General features: G+C 68.6%; 19 protein-coding genes. 11 read left to right on the top strand and 8 right to left on the bottom strand.

Annotated elements, in window-relative coordinates:
- Positions 1-24 precede the first annotated feature (24 nt).
- Positions 25-1,398, top strand: a complete 1,374-nt coding sequence (locus F9C12_RS28135; protein WP_409462352.1) for an APC family permease — start codon at positions 25-27, stop codon at positions 1,396-1,398.
- Here F9C12_RS28135 and F9C12_RS28140 read toward each other — a convergent pair.
- Entirely contained in the window at positions 1,358-2,986 is a 1,629-nt protein-coding gene (locus F9C12_RS28140) for a thiamine pyrophosphate-binding protein (protein ID WP_409462353.1), read from the bottom strand. The genes F9C12_RS28135 and F9C12_RS28140 overlap by 41 nt on opposite strands.
- Positions 2,983-3,780, bottom strand: coding sequence for a cyclase family protein (locus F9C12_RS28145; protein WP_409184785.1), 798 nt, complete (start codon positions 3,778-3,780; stop codon positions 2,983-2,985). The genes F9C12_RS28140 and F9C12_RS28145 overlap by 4 nt, the downstream gene beginning before the upstream one ends.
- A gap of 256 nt (positions 3,781-4,036) precedes the next feature.
- Between F9C12_RS28145 and F9C12_RS28150 the strand changes: the two genes are divergently transcribed.
- Both F9C12_RS28150 and F9C12_RS28155 read left to right on the top strand, forming a co-directional pair.
- On the top strand, positions 4,037-5,179 hold the full coding sequence (locus F9C12_RS28150; RefSeq protein WP_409462354.1) for an aminotransferase class V-fold PLP-dependent enzyme: 1,143 nt from the start codon (positions 4,037-4,039) through the stop codon (positions 5,177-5,179).
- A 9-nt stretch (positions 5,180-5,188) separates the two neighbouring features.
- Positions 5,189-6,619 (top strand): amino acid permease, encoded by a 1,431-nt coding sequence (locus F9C12_RS28155; protein ID WP_409462355.1) that lies wholly within the window; start codon positions 5,189-5,191, stop codon positions 6,617-6,619.
- On the opposite strand, the gene F9C12_RS28160 is transcribed toward F9C12_RS28155, so the two are convergent.
- On the bottom strand, positions 6,620-7,183 hold the full coding sequence (locus tag F9C12_RS28160) for a TetR family transcriptional regulator (RefSeq protein ID WP_409184788.1): 564 nt from the start codon (positions 7,181-7,183) through the stop codon (positions 6,620-6,622).
- An 87-nt stretch (positions 7,184-7,270) separates the two neighbouring features.
- Between F9C12_RS28160 and F9C12_RS28165 the strand changes: the two genes are divergently transcribed.
- A complete protein-coding gene (locus F9C12_RS28165; protein ID WP_409462356.1) occupies positions 7,271-7,996 on the top strand; it encodes an SDR family oxidoreductase in 726 nt (241 codons plus the stop codon).
- On the opposite strand, the gene F9C12_RS28170 is transcribed toward F9C12_RS28165, so the two are convergent.
- From F9C12_RS28170 to F9C12_RS28185, 4 genes are read right to left on the bottom strand one after another with little or no spacing between them, the layout of a single operon-like run.
- Entirely contained in the window at positions 7,983-8,735 is a 753-nt protein-coding gene (locus tag F9C12_RS28170) for an MBL fold metallo-hydrolase (RefSeq protein WP_409462357.1), read from the bottom strand. The two genes, F9C12_RS28165 and F9C12_RS28170, sit on opposite strands and share 14 nt — an antisense overlap.
- Positions 8,736-8,743: 8 nt before the next feature.
- Positions 8,744-9,592: an MBL fold metallo-hydrolase gene (locus tag F9C12_RS28175; RefSeq protein WP_409462358.1), complete on the bottom strand. Its 849-nt coding sequence runs from the start codon at positions 9,590-9,592 to the stop codon at positions 8,744-8,746.
- Positions 9,589-10,404, bottom strand: coding sequence for an MBL fold metallo-hydrolase (locus F9C12_RS28180; RefSeq protein WP_409462359.1), 816 nt, complete (start codon positions 10,402-10,404; stop codon positions 9,589-9,591). The genes F9C12_RS28175 and F9C12_RS28180 overlap by 4 nt, the downstream gene beginning before the upstream one ends.
- Positions 10,404-10,979, bottom strand: a complete 576-nt coding sequence (locus F9C12_RS28185; protein ID WP_409462360.1) for a TetR/AcrR family transcriptional regulator — start codon at positions 10,977-10,979, stop codon at positions 10,404-10,406. Before F9C12_RS28185 ends, F9C12_RS28180 begins: the two co-directional genes overlap by 1 nt.
- An 88-nt stretch (positions 10,980-11,067) precedes the next feature.
- Between F9C12_RS28185 and F9C12_RS28190 the strand changes: the two genes are divergently transcribed.
- From F9C12_RS28190 to F9C12_RS28205, 4 genes are all read left to right on the top strand, one after another.
- Positions 11,068-11,973, top strand: a complete 906-nt coding sequence (locus F9C12_RS28190; protein ID WP_409462361.1) for an aldose 1-epimerase family protein — start codon at positions 11,068-11,070, stop codon at positions 11,971-11,973.
- Complete coding sequence (locus tag F9C12_RS28195) at positions 11,940-12,452, top strand: GNAT family N-acetyltransferase (protein WP_409462362.1); 513 nt, start codon at positions 11,940-11,942, stop codon at positions 12,450-12,452. The genes F9C12_RS28190 and F9C12_RS28195 overlap by 34 nt, the downstream gene beginning before the upstream one ends.
- Positions 12,453-12,463: 11 nt before the next feature.
- Positions 12,464-13,684, top strand: a complete 1,221-nt coding sequence (locus F9C12_RS28200) for an amidohydrolase (protein WP_409462363.1) — start codon at positions 12,464-12,466, stop codon at positions 13,682-13,684.
- 232 nt (positions 13,685-13,916) lie between these two features.
- The gene (locus tag F9C12_RS28205) at positions 13,917-14,045 is read left to right on the top strand and encodes a hypothetical protein (protein WP_409462364.1); all 129 of its coding nucleotides are present in this window, start codon (positions 13,917-13,919) and stop codon (positions 14,043-14,045) included.
- Here the strand turns inward: F9C12_RS28205 and F9C12_RS28210 are convergent.
- Positions 14,042-15,187 carry an acyl-CoA dehydrogenase family protein gene (locus tag F9C12_RS28210; RefSeq protein ID WP_409462365.1) on the bottom strand — a complete coding sequence of 382 codons (1,146 nt, stop codon included), beginning with the start codon at positions 15,185-15,187 and terminating at the stop codon, positions 14,042-14,044. The genes F9C12_RS28205 and F9C12_RS28210 overlap by 4 nt on opposite strands.
- A gap of 103 nt (positions 15,188-15,290) precedes the next feature.
- On the opposite strand from F9C12_RS28210, the gene F9C12_RS28215 reads away from it, so the two are divergent.
- From F9C12_RS28215 to F9C12_RS28225, 3 genes are all read left to right on the top strand, one after another.
- The gene (locus F9C12_RS28215) at positions 15,291-15,878 is read left to right on the top strand and encodes a TetR/AcrR family transcriptional regulator (protein ID WP_037369544.1); all 588 of its coding nucleotides are present in this window, start codon (positions 15,291-15,293) and stop codon (positions 15,876-15,878) included.
- Positions 15,879-15,933: 55 nt separating this feature from the next.
- On the top strand, positions 15,934-16,875 hold the full coding sequence (locus F9C12_RS28220; RefSeq protein ID WP_409462366.1) for a carbohydrate kinase family protein: 942 nt from the start codon (positions 15,934-15,936) through the stop codon (positions 16,873-16,875).
- A gap of 190 nt (positions 16,876-17,065) precedes the next feature.
- Positions 17,066-18,382, top strand: coding sequence for a citrate synthase (locus F9C12_RS28225; protein WP_051166523.1), 1,317 nt, complete (start codon positions 17,066-17,068; stop codon positions 18,380-18,382).
- The last annotated feature ends 34 nt before the right edge of the window (positions 18,383-18,416 follow it).

Below are 18,416 nucleotides of genomic sequence, written 5' to 3' on the forward strand. Positions count from 1 at the left end.
CCGGACAAGGCACACTAATCGCCCATGACGGACGTGAGCGAGGGCACAGTCAAGGCCGCCGAACCGGCACTGCTGCGGGTCATGGGCCCGAAGCTGCTGCTGTTCTTCGTGGTCGGCGACATCATCGGCACCGGCGTGTACGCGCTGACCGGGCAGGTAGCCGGACGCGTCGGCGGCGCGTTGTGGCTGCCGTTCCTGCTGGCGTTCGTGGTCGCCTTCATGACCGCGTTCAGCTATCTCGAACTGGTCGGCAAGTATCCGCGCGCGGCCGGCGCGGCGCTGTACACGAACAAGGCGTTCGGGGTGCCGTTCCTGACCTTCATGGTCGCGTTCGCGGTGATGTGCTCCGGGATCACGTCGGCGTCGTCGGCGGCGGTGGCGTTCGGCGCGACTTATCTCGCGGCGTTCGTGAAGCTGCCGACGGTGCTGGTGGGCATCGCGTTCGTCGTGCTGCTGGCGCTGATCAACTTCCGCGGCATCGGCGAATCGGTGAAGGCCAACGTGGTCCTCACCTGCATTGAGCTGTCCGGTTTGCTGATCATCATCGGCGTCGGCGTGTGGGCGGTGCTGAACGGGGACGGCGAACCGGCGCGGCTGGTCGAGATCGACACCGCGGACAAGACGTGGCTGGTCGCCATCTCCTCGGCGACGTCGCTGGCGTTCTTCGCCATGGTGGGCTTCGAGGACTCGGTGAACATGGCCGAGGAATGCCATGACCCGGTACGGATTTTCCCGCGCGCGATGCTGTGGGGCATGGTGATCGCCGCGACGATTTACGTGCTCGTCTCGGTGACGTCGTCGCTGCTGGTTCCGGCCGCCGAGCTGGCTGGCGCGAAGAGCGACGCGCTGCTGAAGGTGCTCGACGTCGGCGCGCCGGGCTTCCCCCGGGAGATCTTCTCCGCCATCGGGCTGTTCGCGGTGATCAACTCCGCGCTGATCAACATGCTGATGGCCAGCCGGTTGCTGTACGGCCTCGCGAACGAACGCGTGCTGCCGCCGGTCTTCGGGCGGGTGCATCCGACTCGCCGGACGCCGTGGGTGTCGATCATTTTCACCAGCGTGATCGCCATCGGTCTGGTGTCCTTTGTGGACATCAGTGCGCTCGGCGGGACGACCGCGTTGCTGCTGCTCGTGGTGTTCGCCATCGTCAACATCGCGCTTTTGGTGCTGCGCAAGGACAAGGTGCCGCACAAGCATTTCCGCGCGCCGACCGCGGTTCCGGTGCTGGCCGCGGTGTTCTGCCTGTACCTGGTCAGCCCGCTGTCCGGCCGCCCGGCGCAGGATTACCAGGTGGCTGGCATCCTGCTCGCCGTCGGCCTCGTGTTGTGGGTGGTCAACCTCCTGGTGAAGCGGGCGCTCAGTGGTGCGTCATCGCGGCCTGGAGCCACCAAGCGCTGAACCCGGCGATCTTCGCGTCGACCACCAGCGGACGGTCGAGCCCGGCGGCGACCCGCGTCGCCACCTCGTCGAGGTCTTCCTTGGCGCGGACGGTGACCGCGTCGCAGCCGTAGCCGCGCGCGATGGCGGCGAGGTCAGTGTCCGGGAAGGTCACCGTGTCGGCTGGATGCCCGCCGGGTTCGAAGAAGTAGACCTCGGCACCGTAGGCGTGGTCGTTGTAGACGACGATCAGCATCGGCAGCTTCAACCGGACGACGGTTTCCAGTTCGGCGATGCTCATCAGGAATCCGCCGTCCCCGCACGCCGCGACCGGGAAGCGGTCCGGCTGGGCGAGCGCCGCGCCGATCGCGGTGGCCAGTCCGAGCCCGATCGACTGGAACGCCTGGGTGAAGCAGAAACCGTTCTCGTCCGGGACGTCGAGGTACATCGTGGGGTAGCCCATGAAGTTCCCGGAATCGACGCCGACGACCCGGTTGGCGGGGAGGAGTTCGTCCAGCGCGGCGGACAACGTGCGCGGGTCGATGGTCTCGGTGGTTCCGCGGTCTTCGTAGTCGTTGTCGCGCCACCGGATTTCCCGGGAAATCCGGTCTTTGAGCCCGTCGCTCCGATATCCACTGTGGACGTCGAGCAGTTCCGCCACTGCCGCGGCAGTACCGGCGACATCGCCGACGATGCCGAGGTCGACCGGCCGGTTGCGGCCCAGCGCGGCGGATTCCAGGTCGATCTGCACCAGGGTGATTCCCGGCGAAAGCAGCCGGCCATGCGCGGTGGTCCAGTCGTTGAGCGCGGAACCCCAGCCGACGACGACGTCCGCGCCCTGGATCAACTCGGTCGTCAGCGGAGACGAAAACCCGCCGGACACCCCGATCCCCCACGGCTCACCCGCGAACAGTCCTTTCGCGACCGCGCCCTCGGCGAGCAGCGCTCCGCAGCGATCCGCCAGCGCGACCAATTCCGTGCGGGCGTCCCGAGAACCGCGTCCACAAAGGAATACCGGTCGTTCGGCGAGTTGCAGGAGCGCAGCGAGCGTCTTTACGTCCGCTTCCGCGGCACGCGGTTGCGGCAGTGGCGCAATGGCGGTCAGCCCGTCGAGAAGGCTTTCCTCGAACGGCTCGGCCTGTACCTCCAGCGGGAGTCGCAAAAGGACAGTCCGTCGATCGCGCCGAGCTTGGGTGAACGCTCGCCTTGCGTCGGCCAGCGCGGTTTTCGCTGACCGCACCAGCACGCTGCTCGCTCCCACGGACCGGGCCAGCGCCTCCTGATCAATGTGGAAGTTGGACAGCGGATCAGTCGCCTCGCCGGTCACGACGACCAGCGGGGTCCGGCTTTTCGCCGCCTCGCCGATCCCGGTGGTCGCGTTGCCCAGCCCGCACCCTTGATGCACCGACACCGCCGCGACCTCGCCGCTGCACCGTGCGTAGGCGTCGGCCATCGTGGTCGCGCCGCCCTCGTGCCGGGCCGCGACGAACTCCGCCCCGCCCTGAATCAACCCAGTGGTGAAGTGGAAATTCCCGCTCCCCACCACGCCGAACGCCTTGCGGACGCCGAATCGCGCCAATGCGATCCCGACGGCTTGGGCAACATTCACGACTGGACTCCCGGCGTCACCGCGAGCACCCGCGCCGGACTGCCGGTGCCGCCGACGATCGGCAGCGGGCAGACCACGACGAGCGCGCCGGTCGGCGGCAGCGAACCGAGGTTCTGCAAGGAAGTAATGCCGTATTTGTCCGCACCGAGCAAATGGTGGTGCGCGGGCATCGGCGGGTCGAGCGCGAAGCCGTTCCCGGCGTCGATGCCGACAGTTTCCACGCCGTAGCCGGCGATCGGCGTTTCCTCGGCAAGCCATTTCGCCGCGGCCGCGGAGATGCCGGGAGTGTGGCTGGTGCCGTCGGAGAAATTGAGGAACGCGTCGCGGTCCTGCGCGTAACGATCCCAGCCGGAGTGCACGAGCAGCCAGCCGCCCGCGCGCAGCGGCCCGTGCTCGGCTTCCCAAGCCTGGATGTCGGCGATCTCCAGCAGGAAGTCCGGATTGCCGGCGACGCGCGCGGAGATGTCGAGGACGTGCGCGGGACCGATCAGCCTGCCGACCGGCAGCTCCGAAACGTCCGCGCCGTCGCGGTTGGAGATCCAGTGCCGCGGCGCGTCGAGGTGGGTGCCGATGTGCTCGCCGGTGTGGATGTTGTTGTGCCGCCACAGCGGTCCGGAATCGTCGAACTCGCTGACCGGCTCGAGGCTGAAGTCGATCAGGTTCGCGAACGGCTCGGGCAGCTGGAGGGTCGGAGTGGCGGCGCTGAGCTTGTTGGTGAGGTCGACGACCTGCAGCCGGCCCTGCGCCAGCTGGGTCAGGAGCTGGTCGACCCCGGTTTCGGCGGGGGTGCTCATCGGTGCGTCCTCTCGGTCGCGGGGCGCGCTATTGCGGATCCTTGACGGTCGTTGACAGCGCGGAAGGCCCTATCTACAGTACCGGTTTCAGCAGTACTGACGGAATAGCCGCCATAGATCAGTCAGGGTGAACGCGGATCCTCGGCCGGGGGTTCCGGAGAAGCACAGCCGCCGATCGGAGCATCGACGCACGGTGCTCGCGCCGTTACGGTGGCGAACGGACCGGTCTCGCCCGCCAGCCAAGGAACGGAGTGTCGTGACCGACCAGCCCAGCCCAGCCGCTTTCCGGGCGCATTTCCCCGCCTTCGCCGACTCGGTGCACCTCGCGAGCTGCAGCCAGGGAGCGCTCTCGGACGCGCTGACCGCGGAGCTTTTCGAGTTCCAGCACACGATCCGCGAACACGGGGCGCCGTGGGACAAGTGGATGGCGAAGGTCGCCGAGGCGCGGGCGTTGTTCGCTCGGCTGATCGGTGCGAATGCGGACGACATCGCCGTGGTGCCGTCCGCGTCCGAAGGGGCGTATCAGGTCGCGTCCACGCAGGAGTGGTCCGAACGGCCGGGAATTGTCACGACCGACCTGGAATTCCCGTCGCTGGGCCATGTTTGGCTGGCGCAGCAGGGTCGCGGCGCGGACGTCCGATTCGTCGCGAACCACGACGGGCTGGTCGATGCCGAGGATTACGCCGCGCTCATTACCGAGCAGACACAACTGGTCTCCGTCCCGTTGGTCAGCTACGCCAACGGATTGCGGTTCCCGGTGCGCGAAGTCGCCGCGCTGGCCCGGGAAAACGGGGCCCGAAGCTTTGTCGACGCTTACCAGGGTCTCGGCGTCGAGCCCGTTGACGTGACCGAACTCGGCTGCGACTACCTCGTCAGCGGCAGCCTGAAATACCTGCTCGGCATTTCCGGGATCGCGTTCCTCTATGTGCGGCCGGGTTTGCGCGATGCGGTTTCCCCGCCGCTGACCGGGTGGTTCGGCCGCACGAACCCGTTCGAATTCGACCCGAGGCATCTCGACTATCCCGAGCACGCCCGCCGCTTCGAGACCGGGACGCCGTCGATCCCGTCCGCATACGGCGCGGTCGCCGGGCTGAAACTGGTGCATCAGGTGGACGCGCACCGGGTGCGGGACCACCTCGGCGGGTTGACCGGGCAGCTGCAGCAGCGGTTGCTCGAGGCGGGGGAAAAGCTCCGGTCTCCGCTGGACGACGCGCGGCGCGGTCCGCTCGTCGCGCTGGCCGACCGGGATCCCGACGCGCTGGCGGCGTTTCTCGCCGGGCGGCGGATCGTGTGCAGTGCCCGCGGCGACGTGCTGCGGATGTCCTTGCACTACTACAACGTCGAGTCCGATCTCGACGCCGTCGTCGCGGCGATCGCCGAGTACCGGGCGAGCCAGTAGGGAGCAGACATGGCCGAGTCCCCGTCCCCGAACCGGTTGCGGCGGAGGCTGCGCGGCAGGCAGTTGACGATGATCGGAATCGGCGGGGCCATCGGCACCGGTCTGTTCCTCGGCTCGAGCCTGGCGATCTCGCACGCCGGACCGGCCGTCGTGCTCGCCTACGTCCTTTGTGGACTCGTCGCGCTGGTGATTTCCTGGGCACTGGCGGAAATGGTGGTCGTACACCCGGCCGCGGGCGCGTTCGGGAGCATCGCGCACAAGTATCTCGGCGCGGGCAGCGGATTCGTGGTGCGCTGGGCGTACTGGGCCATGCAAGTGATCGCGATCGGCGGCGAAACGATCGCGGCCGGCGTGTACGTCCAGTTCTGGTGGCCGCAGATCCCGTTGTGGGTGCCGGTCGCGGTGTTCTCGCTGCTGGTGATCGTCGTCAACGGCGCGGCGGTGCACATTTTCGGCGAGTTCGAATACTGGTTCGCGATGATCAAGGTGTGCGCGATCCTGGTGTTCGTCGCGCTCGGCCTGATTCTCGTCTTCTTCGGCTTGCCGAAGGCGCCCGCTCCCGGCTTCGCGAATTTGAGCGCGGGCGGCGGATTCCTGCCGAACGGCGTGTCCGGACTGTTGCTGGCCATGGTGTTCGTGTTGTTCAGCTACATCGGCACCGAGGTGGTTTCGGTGACCGCGGCCGAATCCGAAAACCCGACCCGCGACATTCCGCGCGCGGCCCGGGCTATGGTGGTGCGGCTGGCGATCTTCTACGTCGCGGCAATGCTCGTCGTGGTGCTGGTAGTGCCGTGGACGGTCACCGGCGAAGGCGGCTCGATCACCGCCAGCCCGTTTGTCCGCGTTTTCCAGGCCGCCGGAGTCCCCGCGGCGGCGACGATCATGAACTTCGTGGTCCTGACCGCCGCGTTGTCGAGCGCCAACACCAACCTCTACCTCACTACGCGGATGCTGCATTCCCTTGCCGAGCATCGATTCGCCCCGGCCTGGGCCGGACGGCTGACCCGGTCCGGAGTGCCGCGCAACGCGCTCGTGCTGTCCACCGCGGGCCTGGTGATCGCGACCATCCTGTCCAAGAATTCCGATTCCGGCGCGTACCTCGTGCTGTTCGGCATTTCGATCTTCGCCGCGCTCGTGGTGTGGATGATCATTCTGGTGACGCACCTGGCGTTCCGGATTCGCCGTCGCCGAGCCGGACTGCCGCCGTCGCCGGTGCGGCTGTGGGGTGCGCCAGTCGTGAACGTCGTGGTGATCGTTTTCCTTGCCGCCGTACTGATTTCGACGTTCTGGATCGAAGGCCTCGACCCGGCCTGGAAGTTCGGGATCCCGTTCTTCGTCCTGCTCGTAGTGGCCTATCTGGTGCTGCGGATGACCGGCCGCGCGAACCGGGGCGTGGAAACGGAACTGGAAGATTCGACGCTGGTCCGCGAAAAGGCATGATCACCGGGTCAGGTGGGCGGCGAGCTCGGCTGCCGCCTCCCGCACCTGTGCGGAGAACTCCGGGCCCGCGGGTTGTTCGCTCCAGCGCTCGAACGCGGTCTGAAAGATCGCGATGCCGACCTGGGCGAGCATTTTCGCACTCGATTCGGTCGCGCCGCGTTCCTGCAACGCTTCGACCACGGCCGCGGTGACGGCCGCCAGTTTCGTGCGCTCGCGTTCCTGCAGTTCGGGGCTGGACGCGATGATCGCGCGGCGTTGCGCGGCATGTGAAACCAAGCCCGCGAACAACTCGCCAGCGTCGACGAGCGCGGCCAGCAGCGCGGGGAACGGCGGAAGCGCGGGGTCGGCGCGCCGGACCGCGTCGGCCATCGCGTCCGGGAGTCGCTCCGACCCGGCGAACAGCACGTCGCGCTTGTCCGCGAAGTAACGCGAGAACGTGCGCCGGGTCAGCCCGGCCCGTTCGGTGATCTGCGTGACCGTGGCGTTCTCGTAGCCGTGCTCGGCGAACAGCTCCAGCGCGGCCGCGCGGAGCCGCTCCTTGGCTTCGGGGTCCCAGCGCGGCATGCGGTGATCCTAACAGTGATGACTCAGTGGGACATCACTGCTACTGTTGATGTCTCCCTGAGTCATCACCTTTCGGAAGGACCCCTCATGTCTTTGCTTGACCAGCGGGTTGTCGTCATCGGCGGCAGTTCGGGAATGGGATTGGCGACCGCTCGGGCCGCCGCGGCGGCGGGCGCGTCCGTCACGATCGCGGCGAGCGGCAAGGAACGACTGGACGCGGCACTCGCCGAATTGCCGGATAACTGCGAAGGATTCGTCACCGACGTACGCGACGAAGCGAACGTGGCGGCGCTGTTCGAGCACGTCGGCGCGCTGGACCACCTCGTGTACACCGCAGGCGACGCACCCCAGCAGCAGCCGCTCGCTGACCTGTCGCTCGACGACGCGCAGAGCGGGTTCTACGTCCGTTACTGGGGTGTCGTCAGCGCGGTGAAGCATGCCGCGCCGCGGATCCGGCCGGGCGGTTCGATCGTGCTGACGTCCGGAATCATCGGCCTCCGCCCGACGCCCGGCGCGGCGCTCGCGGCCGGTGCCGTCGGCGCGGTCGAGGGACTGGCGCGCGGCCTGGCCGTCGACCTGGCCCCGGTGCGGGTCAACACGGTCCGCCCGGGTCCGGTCCACACGCCAATGTGGGACAGCCTGCCGCAACCGCAACTGGACGCGATGGTCGCCGCGTTCACCGAGCGCACGCTGACCAACTCGGTCGGCGAGGCGGATCAGGTGGCGGCGACGAATGTGTACTTGATGGAGAACAGTTTCGTCACCGGCGCGGTAATCACCGTCGACGGCGGGTTCGTGCTTACCGGAAGCTGACCTGCTCGCCGGGCTTGAGCAGGTGCAGCCGGTCCGCCAGCCCAGCCTGCTCGAACGCTGGGCCCAGCGTGTCCGGGCCCTGGGTGAAATGCGCCCACTGCTCGAAGTGCAGCGGGACGACCTGGCGCGCGTCGAGGATCCGGGCCGCCTCGGCCGCGCCGTCGCTGGGCAGCGTGAGGTACGCGTCGCCGACCAGCGGCGTCTGCGCCCCGCCCGCGAACAGGACGGCGACGTCGATCCGCTCGAAACGGTCCGCGATCTGCCGCACCACGTCGAGCGAAGCGTTGTCGCCGCTGACGTAAACGGTCGGCAGGCCCTCGCTTTCCAGCACGAAACCGGTGACCTCGCCGACGAGATGCTCGCTGCCGTCCGGCCCGTGCTGCGCGGGCACGCCGGTGACGCGGACGCCGCCGAGGTCGCAGGACTCCCAGTTGGCCAGCGCGCGAACGGGGTCGCCGATCCGCTCCCTCGCCGAGCCGGTGGACAGGACCAGCGGGGCGTCGAGGGCGTACTTCCGCCCCGCCGCGTCCAGGTTGTCCGGGTGGTGGTCGTGCGACAGCAGCACCGCGTCCACCGCGCCGATCTCGGCGGCGGTGACCGCGGGACCGGCGGTTTTCGCCAGCTTGCGGGTGCCGATCGGGTAATCGCCGGGGCCGTCGAAGGTGGGGTCGGTGAGCAGGCGGGTCTCGCCGTACTCGAGGAGGGCGGTCGGGCCGCCGACGTACCGGATGCGCGTCATGCGGGTAGTCAACTCGCGGACGGCTGTGCGGTATTCCGGCGCAGCGCCTGGAATTCGACCGGGCTGTGCGCGCTGAACACCGACACCTCGTCCTGGTGTTCGCGGGCGAGGGCCTGCAGCCGGGCGAGGTTGGCGCGGCGGGTGGCCCCGTCCATCTGGTTCATCGCCTCGAACGCGCGCATGCCGGGCGGGCAATGCGGATGCACCGGGGCGACTTCGCCGTGGAAGAAATACGCGTCGCCGGCGTGCAGGAGCCAGCCGTCGCCGGTGTCGACCGCGACGCCGGAGTGCCCGTGCGTGTGGCCGGGCAGCGGGACGAGCAGGATCTCCGGCGGGAGACCGCGCAACGGCCGCACCGCGTCGAAGCCGAACCACTTGTCCCCGGCCTCGTCGTATGTGCTCCACAGTGGACTGTGCGCGAATTGCTCGGCGCGGTACCGCGTTTTCTCCGGGAAGCTCTTCGGATTGTCCGCGGCCCGTCGCTCGGTGGCGCGGACGTGCACGGTGGCGTCGGGGAAATCGGCGAGTCCGCCGGCGTGGTCGACGTCGAGGTGGGTCATCACGATGTGCCGCACGTCGGCGGGATCGTGGCCCAGCGCGCGGATCTGCGCCACGGCGGTTTCTTCCATGGTCGGCTTCGCGCCGACCATCGCCATGAACGGCCCGCCGAGCCAGCGCCGCGAGTCGGTGACGCCGCGGGTGCCGAATCCGGTGTCGACCAGCACGAGCGAATCGGCGGTCTCCACGAGCAGGCAGTGCGCCACGATCGTGCTGCGCCGCAGCATCCCAGGGCGGCCGTCGAGCGCTTTGCCGCCGAGCGGGCGCATCGTGCCGCAGTTGAGGTGGTGCACCTTCATACCGTGCTCCTCTCGCTGAGCCGGACGAAATCGGTCAGGTCGTGCGAGGCGAACACGGTCACCTCGTCGGCGTGGTCCCGGCGCAGCTCGCGCAACCGGCGCTGGTTCTCGCGCCGCGGCCCGGGCAGCGTCTGGACCCGCCGTTCGAACATAGCCAATCCGGGCGGGCAATAGGGTTCGGCGTCGATCTCCTGGTGGAAGAAATACGCGTCGCCCGCGTTGAGCACCCAGCCGGACCCGGTGTCGACGGCCACGCCGGCGTGGCCGGCGGTGTGCCCGGCGAGCGGCACGAGCGCGACGCCCTCGACGCCGTCCAGCTCGCGGACCGCTTCGAGGCCGAACCAGCGGTCGCCAGCGTCCGAATAGGACTTCCACTGTGGACCGTGCCGGAACTGGACGTCGCGGTAGCGCGGGTTTCCGGCGCGGTAGGCGTCGAGTTCCTTGCCGTAGACGTGCACCCGGGCCTGCGGGAAGTCGACGAGCCCGCCGGCGTGGTCGAGGTCGAGATGAGTGAGGACGATGTCGCGCACGTCGGCCGGGTCGAAGCCCAGCGCGCGAATGCGGCTCAGCGCGGTTTCGTTTTCGTCCCGCATCGGGTTCGAGGCCCGCAGAAAGCGCGAACCGAGCCAGCGCTCGGCGTCGGTGACGGTGGGCGACCCCATTCCGGTCTCAATCAGCGTCAATCCGGTGCCGGTCTCGACCAGCATGCAGTGGCACACGAGGGTGGCGCGGCGCAGCAGTCCGGGCTTTCCGTCGATCAGCCTGCCGCCGATCGGACGCATGGTGCCGCAGTTGAAGTGGTGTACGCGCATTAGGCGAACTCCCGTTCGACGGTGGAGTGCAGATGAGCGGCGACGGCTCGCAGCGGCGCGGTATCCCGCCGAGTACGGGCGAGCAGCAGCGCGCCTTCGACCGCGGACAGCACGACGGTCGCCAGCGAAGCGGCGCGATCCTCGGCGAGGCCGCATTTGGCGAAGTAACCGGAAATTTCGCGAAGCCAGCCTTCGTAACCCTGGTCGCACGCTTCGCGGATGGGCTCGCTGTCCGCGGCTTCCAACGCGACAGTCGCGATCGGACAGCCGCAGCGATAGTCCGATTCGGACAGTGAGGCGGCCAGCGCGGTCACGATGAGATCGATGGCGGTGGCCGGATCCGATGCGCCAGCGGTGATTTCGCGGAACTGCCCGGCCAGCCGCTCGCCGGAAAGCTGCACCGCTTCGGCGGCCAGCTGTTCCTTGCCGCCAGGGAAATGGAAATACAGCGATCCCTTCGGGGCCCGGCTTTCGGACACGAGCTGGGTCATCCCGGTGGCGTGGTAGCCCTGGGTGCGAAACAGCTCCGCCGCCGATTCGAGCATCCGGCGGCGCGTGTCGGTGCGGTTGACCATGCGCCCACCGTAGCTCAAACTATGACGACCGGTCTAGTTAGTTTCGCGGCCTGCCCGCGCGGCGCGGACGATCGGTAACCTCAGCGCCATGGCGAACCCCACCGGAGAGCAGTTCGAGATCACCCGCGGCAACGCGCGCGCCGTCATCACCGAGATCGGTGCCGGGCTGCGCGCGTTCGAGATCAGCGGAGTGCCGTATGTCGAGACGTTCGCCGAGGACGAGAAGCCGCCGAAGGGGCTCGGCCAGGTGCTGCTGCCGTGGCCGAACCGGACCAAGGGCGGCAAGTGGGAGTTCGAAGGCGTGGAGCAGCAGCTGGAGATCACCGAGGAGGCGCGCGGCAACGCCATCCACGGCCTGACCCGGCACCTGGAGTGGGAGCTGCTGGAGCACGCCGAAACGTCGATCACGCTGGCCGTCGACGTCGAGGTCCAGCCCGGCTGGCCGGTCCCGCTGCGCGCGACCATCACGTACGACCTGCAGCCGCGCGAGCTGGTCGTGACGCACGAGATCCGCAACGAGGGGGAGAAGCCGATCGGCGTCGGCGTCGGGACCCATCCATACTTCCGGATCGGCGACGCGCCCACCGACGAGCTGACCCTCACGCTGCCCGCCACGCGCGTCCGGCCGTACGAGGGCGACCAGCAGATGCCGTACGCGGACGAGCAGGACGTCGAGGGCACCGAATACGACTTCCGGCAGGGCAAGCTGCTCGAAGGCGTCAACCTGGACACCGCGTTCGGCGGGCTGGAACTGGCGGCCGACGGCACCCACCACTACGTGCTGTCCCACGGCGACCGGCAGCTGGTGGTCTGGACCGGTCCGGACTTCCGCTGGGTGCAGGTGTTCACGCCGGACGACCTGGTCGGCCGCGGCCGCGCGGTGGCGATCGAGCCGATGACCTGCCCGGCGGACGCGCTCAACACGCGCACCGACCTGATCGAACTGGAACCGGCCACCTCGTGGACGGGCAGCTGGGGAATCCGGGTCCGGTGAACCTCGAACCGCTGACCGGCGCCGACGCCGGCGAACTGCTGACCTTGCAGCAGGCCGCCTATGTCACCGAGGCGCGGGCGCACCAGAACTTCGACCTGCCGCCGTTGCTGGACACCCTCGACGACGTGCGCGCGGCCATCGCCGACCCGTCGACCACGGTCTGGGGCTTCCGCGACGGCGGCAGGCTGGTGGCGAGCGTGCGGATGCGAGTGGACGGTCCGGTCGGCGAGATCGGCCGGCTCGTGGTGGCACCGGATCGCCAGGGCGAGGGACTCGGTACCGCGCTGCTGACCGCCGCGGAGGAGGCGACCCCGGCGGAGGTGACGGTGTTCCGGCTGTTCACCGGCGAGCGTTCGGCCGGGCCGCTCTATTTGTACGGAAAGCTCGGTTACCGCGAAACGCACCGCTCGCCGGAAGCGGACTATCAGTTGGTGCATCTGGAAAAACCCCGGATGCGCGAACCGGGGCGAGTTCGTTAGCGTGTCAAACTATGGCTTACAAGGCGATTGTCGGGGGTTATGTCGTCCCCGTCGGCGCCGCTCCGATCGAGGGCGGCACTGTGCTCATCGAAGACGGCCGGATCTCGCGAGTCGGGACTGAGGCCGACGTCGAGGTCCCGGAGGACGCGGAACTGGTGGACGCGTCCGGCAGCTGGGTCCTGCCGGGATTCATCGACGCGCACGCGCACCTCGGCGTCCACGAGGACGGCGAAGGCTGGGCGGGCAACGACACCAACGAAATGACCGACCCGAACGGCGCGCGCTTCCGCGCGGTCGACGGGATCGACCCGTACGAACCGGGGTTCGACGACGCGCTGGCCGGCGGCGTGACGAGCGTGGTGATCAAACCGGGGTCGGGCAACCCGATCGGCGGGCAGACCATCGGCGTGAAGACGTGGGGCCGGTCCATTCTGGACATGACGTTCGCCGAGCAGGTGAGCGTGAAGAGCGCGCTGGGCGAGAACCCAAAACGCGTCTACGGCGAAAAGAAGGTCACCCCGTCGACGCGGCTCGGCGTGGCCGCGATCCTGCGCGAGGCGTTCACGAAGGCTCGCAACTACCAGGCGAAGCGGGAGCACGCGCGGTCCGAGGGCAAACCCTTCGAAACGGACCTGACCAACGAAACGCTGGCGAAGGTCCTGGACGGCGAGCTGTACTGGGACCAGCACGTGCACCGCGCCGACGACATGGTGACCGCGATCCGGCTCGCCGACGAATTCGGCTACAAACTGGTGATCAACCACGGCACCGAAGGCCACCTGATCGCGGACCTGCTGGCCGAACGCGAGATCCCGGTGATCCTCGGGCCGCTGTTCACCACGAAGTCCAAGGTGGAACTGCGCAACCGAACGCTGCGCTCGGCGGGCATCCTCGCGCGGGCCGGGGTGAAGATCGCGATCACCACGGACCACCCGGTCATCCCGATCAACTTCCTGGTGTACCAGGCGGCGTTGGCGGTGAAGGACGGCCTGGACCCGGAGACGGCGCTGAAGGCACTGACCCTGCACCCGGCGCAGATGCTCGGCCTGGACGACCGGATCGGCACCCTGACGCCCGGCTTGGACGCCGACGTGGTGCTGTGGTCGGGCGACCCGCTGGACGTCATGAACCGCGCGATGCGGGTGTTCGTGCGGGGCCAGGAGGTCTACCACTTCGACGAGTCGACCGGCGAGGGTGTTTCGGCGGACCGGCGGTACCGGGAATCTCGCTGAGGCTGGGGTTGAGGCGGCCTGCTCGGCCGCCTCAATCGAGCAGCGTGGCGTTCGGTCGCCCGGTTGTGCTCTGGCCGGGGGTATTCCTTGATCGAGAGCAGCTGCCGCGGAAGTGTCCTGGTGTCCATGCCGCTCACGGTAAGCGAGGGGTACGACACTTTCCGTCAACGCAGACCTGCCGCACGGTGCGCGGCCGCGCGATCGAGCACCGTGAGCTGCGAGGCCGCCGCGCGTGGAGTACGCGCTCACCGGCCTCGGCCGAAACGTCGGAGTGCTGACCGGCGCGCTCGCCGACTGGTCGAAAGCCGACGCGGACCGCATCCACGCCGCCCGCGCGGCTTACGACGACGGAAAAGACTAGGCGCTCTTCAGGGAACGCGCGATCACCATCCGCTGAATCTGGTTCGTCCCCTCGAAGATCTGCGGCACCTTCGCCTCCCGCATGTACCGCTCGACCGGGAAGTCCCGCGTGTACCCGGCGCCGCCGAGGACCTGGACGGCGTCCGTCGTCACCTTCATCGCGCCGTCCGTCGCCACCAGTTTCGCGATCGACGACTGCCGCTGGAAGTCCAGTCCGCGGTCGCGACGGCGGGCGGCGACCAGGTAGGTCGCGCGGGCCGATTCGACCGTCGCCGCCATGTCCGCCAGCAGGAACTCCAAGCCCTGGAAGTCCGCGATCGGGCGGCCGAACTGCGTGCGGCCCTTCGCGTACTCCACGGCCTCGTCCAGCGCCGCCTGCGCCAGGCCTACCGCGCACGCGGCGATCCCGAGCCGGCCGGAGCTGAGCGACGACAGCGCGATCTTCAACCCGGAACCCTCGCCGCCGATGAGGCGGTCGGCCGGGACGCGGGCGTCCTCGAACAGCATCTGCGCGGTCGGCGACCCGGTGAGGCCCATCTTCCGTTCGCGCGGAGCCGCCGACAGGCCCGGAGTCGACGAGTCGACATGCAGGCACGAGATGCCGCGGCCGCCGTCGTCGCTCGTGCGGACCATGGTCGTGTAGAAGTCCGCGACGCCGGCGTGGGTGATCCACGCTTTCGTGCCATTGACGACGTACTCGTCCCCGGTCAGCCGGGCGCGGGTGGACAGCGCCGCCGCGTCCGAGCCGGCGTGCGTTTCCGACAGGGCGTACGCGCCGAGCAGCGAGCCGCCCAGCATGTCCGGCAGCCAGCGGTCCTGCTGTTCTTTCGTGCCGTAGTGCGCGAGCGCGTAGCAGGACATCGTGTGCACCGACAGCCCGACGCCGACGCTCATCCACGCGGCGGCGATCTCCTCCAGCGCCTGCAGGTAGACCTCGTACGGCTGCTCAGCGCCACCCCAGCGCTCCGGGTACGGCAGCCCGAGCAGGCCGGACTTGCCCATCAGGGTGAACAGGTCGCGCGGGAACTTCTCGGCCTCCTCGTCCGCCGAAGCACGCGGTTTCAGCTCGTCACGGGCGATTTCCGTGACGAGCGCGAGCAGGTCTTCGGACTCCGGCGTCGGCAGCAGACGGTCGACCGGCATGGCTTTCCTCCCAGGCGGCGGTACTGAAAACAGTACTGACGGATGATTGAGAGTACCGTATGCGGAGCGGGACTGTCCCTGATCGGTAGGAGATAGTGACGTGATGTCCACCCCTGAAGCCCGTCGCCGGCCCACCGCGAGGCAGCAGGCGCTGCTGCGCGAGCTCGAGGCGTTGTTCCTGGCGGAGGGCTTCGCCGGCTTCACGCTCGACGACCTGGCCGCCCGCCTCCGCTGCTCGAAGTCGACGCTCTACGCGCTCGCGCCGAGCAAGGAGCAGCTCGCGGTCAAGGTCGTCGCGCATTTCTTCCGCGATGCCGCCGAACGCCTGGAAAAGCGGATCGCGGGCATCGACGACGCGCGCGAGCTGATCGGCGAGTACCTCTCCGGGGTCTCCGAGCACCTGAACCGGGCGTCGCCGGAGTTCATGGCCGACATCGCCGCCTTCGCGCCCGCCCGCGACACCTATCAGCTCAACAGCCGCGCCGCCGCGCGCCGGATCCGCGCGTTCATCGACAAGGGCGTCGCCGACGGAGTGTTCCGCGACGTGCACGCGCGGCTCGTCGCCGAAATGACCGGACTGATCATCGAGGGCATTCAGACCGGCGTGCTCGGCCGCCGCACCGACGTGTCCGACGCGGAAGCGTTCACCGCGCTCGGAGAACTTCTGCTCGGCGGACTCGACAAGAACTGATTTGTCCGCATCGGGACAGGAATTGTCAGCGCCGGTTCCTCTACACTCGCCGCTTGTGATCGTGGTGGGTGGAGAGGCGCTGGTCGACCTCGTTCCGGGTGAACCGTTGGATTCCACTGTGGACGGTGGGGTGCGCGCGCTGCTGCCCCGGCTCGGCGGTGGTCCATACAACGTCGCGCTCGCCGCGGCCCGGCTCGGCGTTCCCGCGTCGTTCCTGTCCCGGATTTCCACTGACCGGTTCGGCGTCGCGTTGGTGGATCGCCTTTCCGCCTCGCACGTCGACACTTCGTTGCTGCAGCGCGGCAACGAGCCGACGACGCTCGCCGTCGTGGCGCTCGACGAACGCGGTGCCGCCGAATACACGTTCTACGTCGAGGGAACCGCCGATCGGCTGGTGTCCGATCCTGGTGCGCTGCCGGAAGAAACCACCGCGCTGTCGCTCGGAACGCTCGGCATGGTGCTCGAACCCGGCGCGAGCGCGTACGAACGGATTCTGCGCCGCGAATCCGCGCGGGGGACCCTGACCGTGCTCGACCCGAACATCCGGGAGGCGCTCATCGCCGACCCGGCGGCCTATCGCGCGCGCTTCGCCTCCTGGCTGCCCGACGTGCGGCTGCTGAAAATCTCCGACGACGACGCCGCGTGGCTCGCCGAAGGAGCCGACCCGGTGGCCGCCGCGAAAACGTGGGTGGAGTCCGGTGTGGACGCCGTCGTGCTCACCCGGGGCGCGGACGGCTTGTCTGTGATCACCTCGGCTGGTGAGCTGGCCCACGTTCCGTCCCGCGAGGTCGAGGTCGCGGACACGATCGGCGCCGGCGACACCGTGCAGGGCGCGTTGCTGGCCTGGCTGCACCAGCGCACCGTGCGCGACCTGGCCGCACTCGACGCGGGCGCGTGGACCGAAGCGCTTGCTTATGCGGCGAAAGCGGCGTCGATCACGGTCTCCCGCAGCGGAGCGGAGCCGCCGACCGCGGCGGACATGGCGGCCACCGTGTGAATCTGGTCCCAATGGGGCCTTTTGGGGCAACGCAGCGAGTGCGGACTGACCCACCCTTCGACTAGCGTAGTGGTGAATTCATACCCAGCGGGGCGGTGTGCAGCGAGGCGCGTGTTTCCTCGCGTGAACACGTGGCTACTGCGGAACCTGCAGGCGCCGCCGCCCCGTGCCCAACGTGAGAGGGACCTGCATGTCCGACGCGACGAATGCGGGGCAGTCCGGCGGCGAAACCGCGACGCTGCGCCTGCCGAGTGGCGAGCACGAGTTCAAGGTCGTCAACCCGGTCGAGGGCGCGCCGGGGATCGAGCTGGGAAAGCTGCTGGCGCAGACGGGGTACATCACCTACGACCCCGGGTTCGTCAACACCGGCGCCGCGTCGTCGGCCATCACCTACATCGACGGTGATGCGGGCATCCTGCGCTACCGCGGCTACCCGATCGAGCAGCTGGCGGAGAAGTCCACCTTCATCGAGGTGTCCTACCTGCTCATCTACGGCGAGCTGCCGACCGAGGCCCAGCTGGCCGACTTCACCGAGCGGATCCAGCGGCACACCCTGCTGCACGAGGACCTCAAGGCGTTCTTCTCCGGCTTCCCGCGCGACGCGCACCCGATGCCGGTGCTCTCCAGCGCCGTCTCCGCGCTGTCGACCTTCTACCAGGACTCGCTGAACCCGTTCGACGAGCCCAACGTCGAGCTGTCCACCATCCGCCTGCTGGCGAAGGTGCCCACGCTCGCGGCGTACGCGTACAAGAAGTCCGTCGGCCAGCCGCTGCTGTACCCGGACAACTCGCTGGGCCTGGTGGAGAACTTCCTGCGGATGACGTTCGGCTTCCCGGCCGAGCCGTACGAGGTCGACCCGGACATCGCGAAGGCGCTCGACCTGCTGTTCATCCTGCACGCCGACCACGAGCAGAACTGCTCCACCTCGACCGTGCGGCTCGTCGGCTCGTCCGAGGCGAACCTGTTCGCCAGCATCTCGGCGGGCATCAACGCGCTGTTCGGCCCGCTGCACGGCGGCGCGAACGCGGCGGTGCTGGAGATGCTCGAGGGCATCCGCGACGACGGCGGCGATGTCGCGACGTTCGTCAACCGCGTGAAGAACAAGGAAAAAGGTGTCAAGCTCATGGGCTTCGGGCACCGGGTCTACAAGAACTACGACCCGCGCGCGAAGATCATCAAGAACACCGCGGACGAGATCCTCGGCAAGCTCAAGGGCGGCGACCAGCTGCTCGACATCGCCAAGAAGCTCGAGGAAACCGCCCTTTCCGACGACTACTTCGTCGAGCGCAAGCTGTACCCGAACGTGGACTTCTACACCGGTCTCATCTACCGCGCGCTCGGGTTCCCGACGAAGTTCTTCACCGTGCTGTTCGCGCTCGGCCGGCTGCCCGGCTGGATCGCGCACTGGCGCGAGATGATCAACGACCCGCAGACCAAGATCGGCCGCCCGCGCCAGATCTACACCGGTCACGCGTCCCGGGACTACACCCCGATGTCGGAGCGCTGAGCTTCCGCTGAGGGAAACGCCCCGCCGTGCTTTC

The sequence above is a fragment of the Amycolatopsis sp. GA6-003 genome, assembly GCF_046267895.1.
Lineage (GTDB): Bacteria > Actinomycetota > Actinomycetes > Mycobacteriales > Pseudonocardiaceae > Amycolatopsis.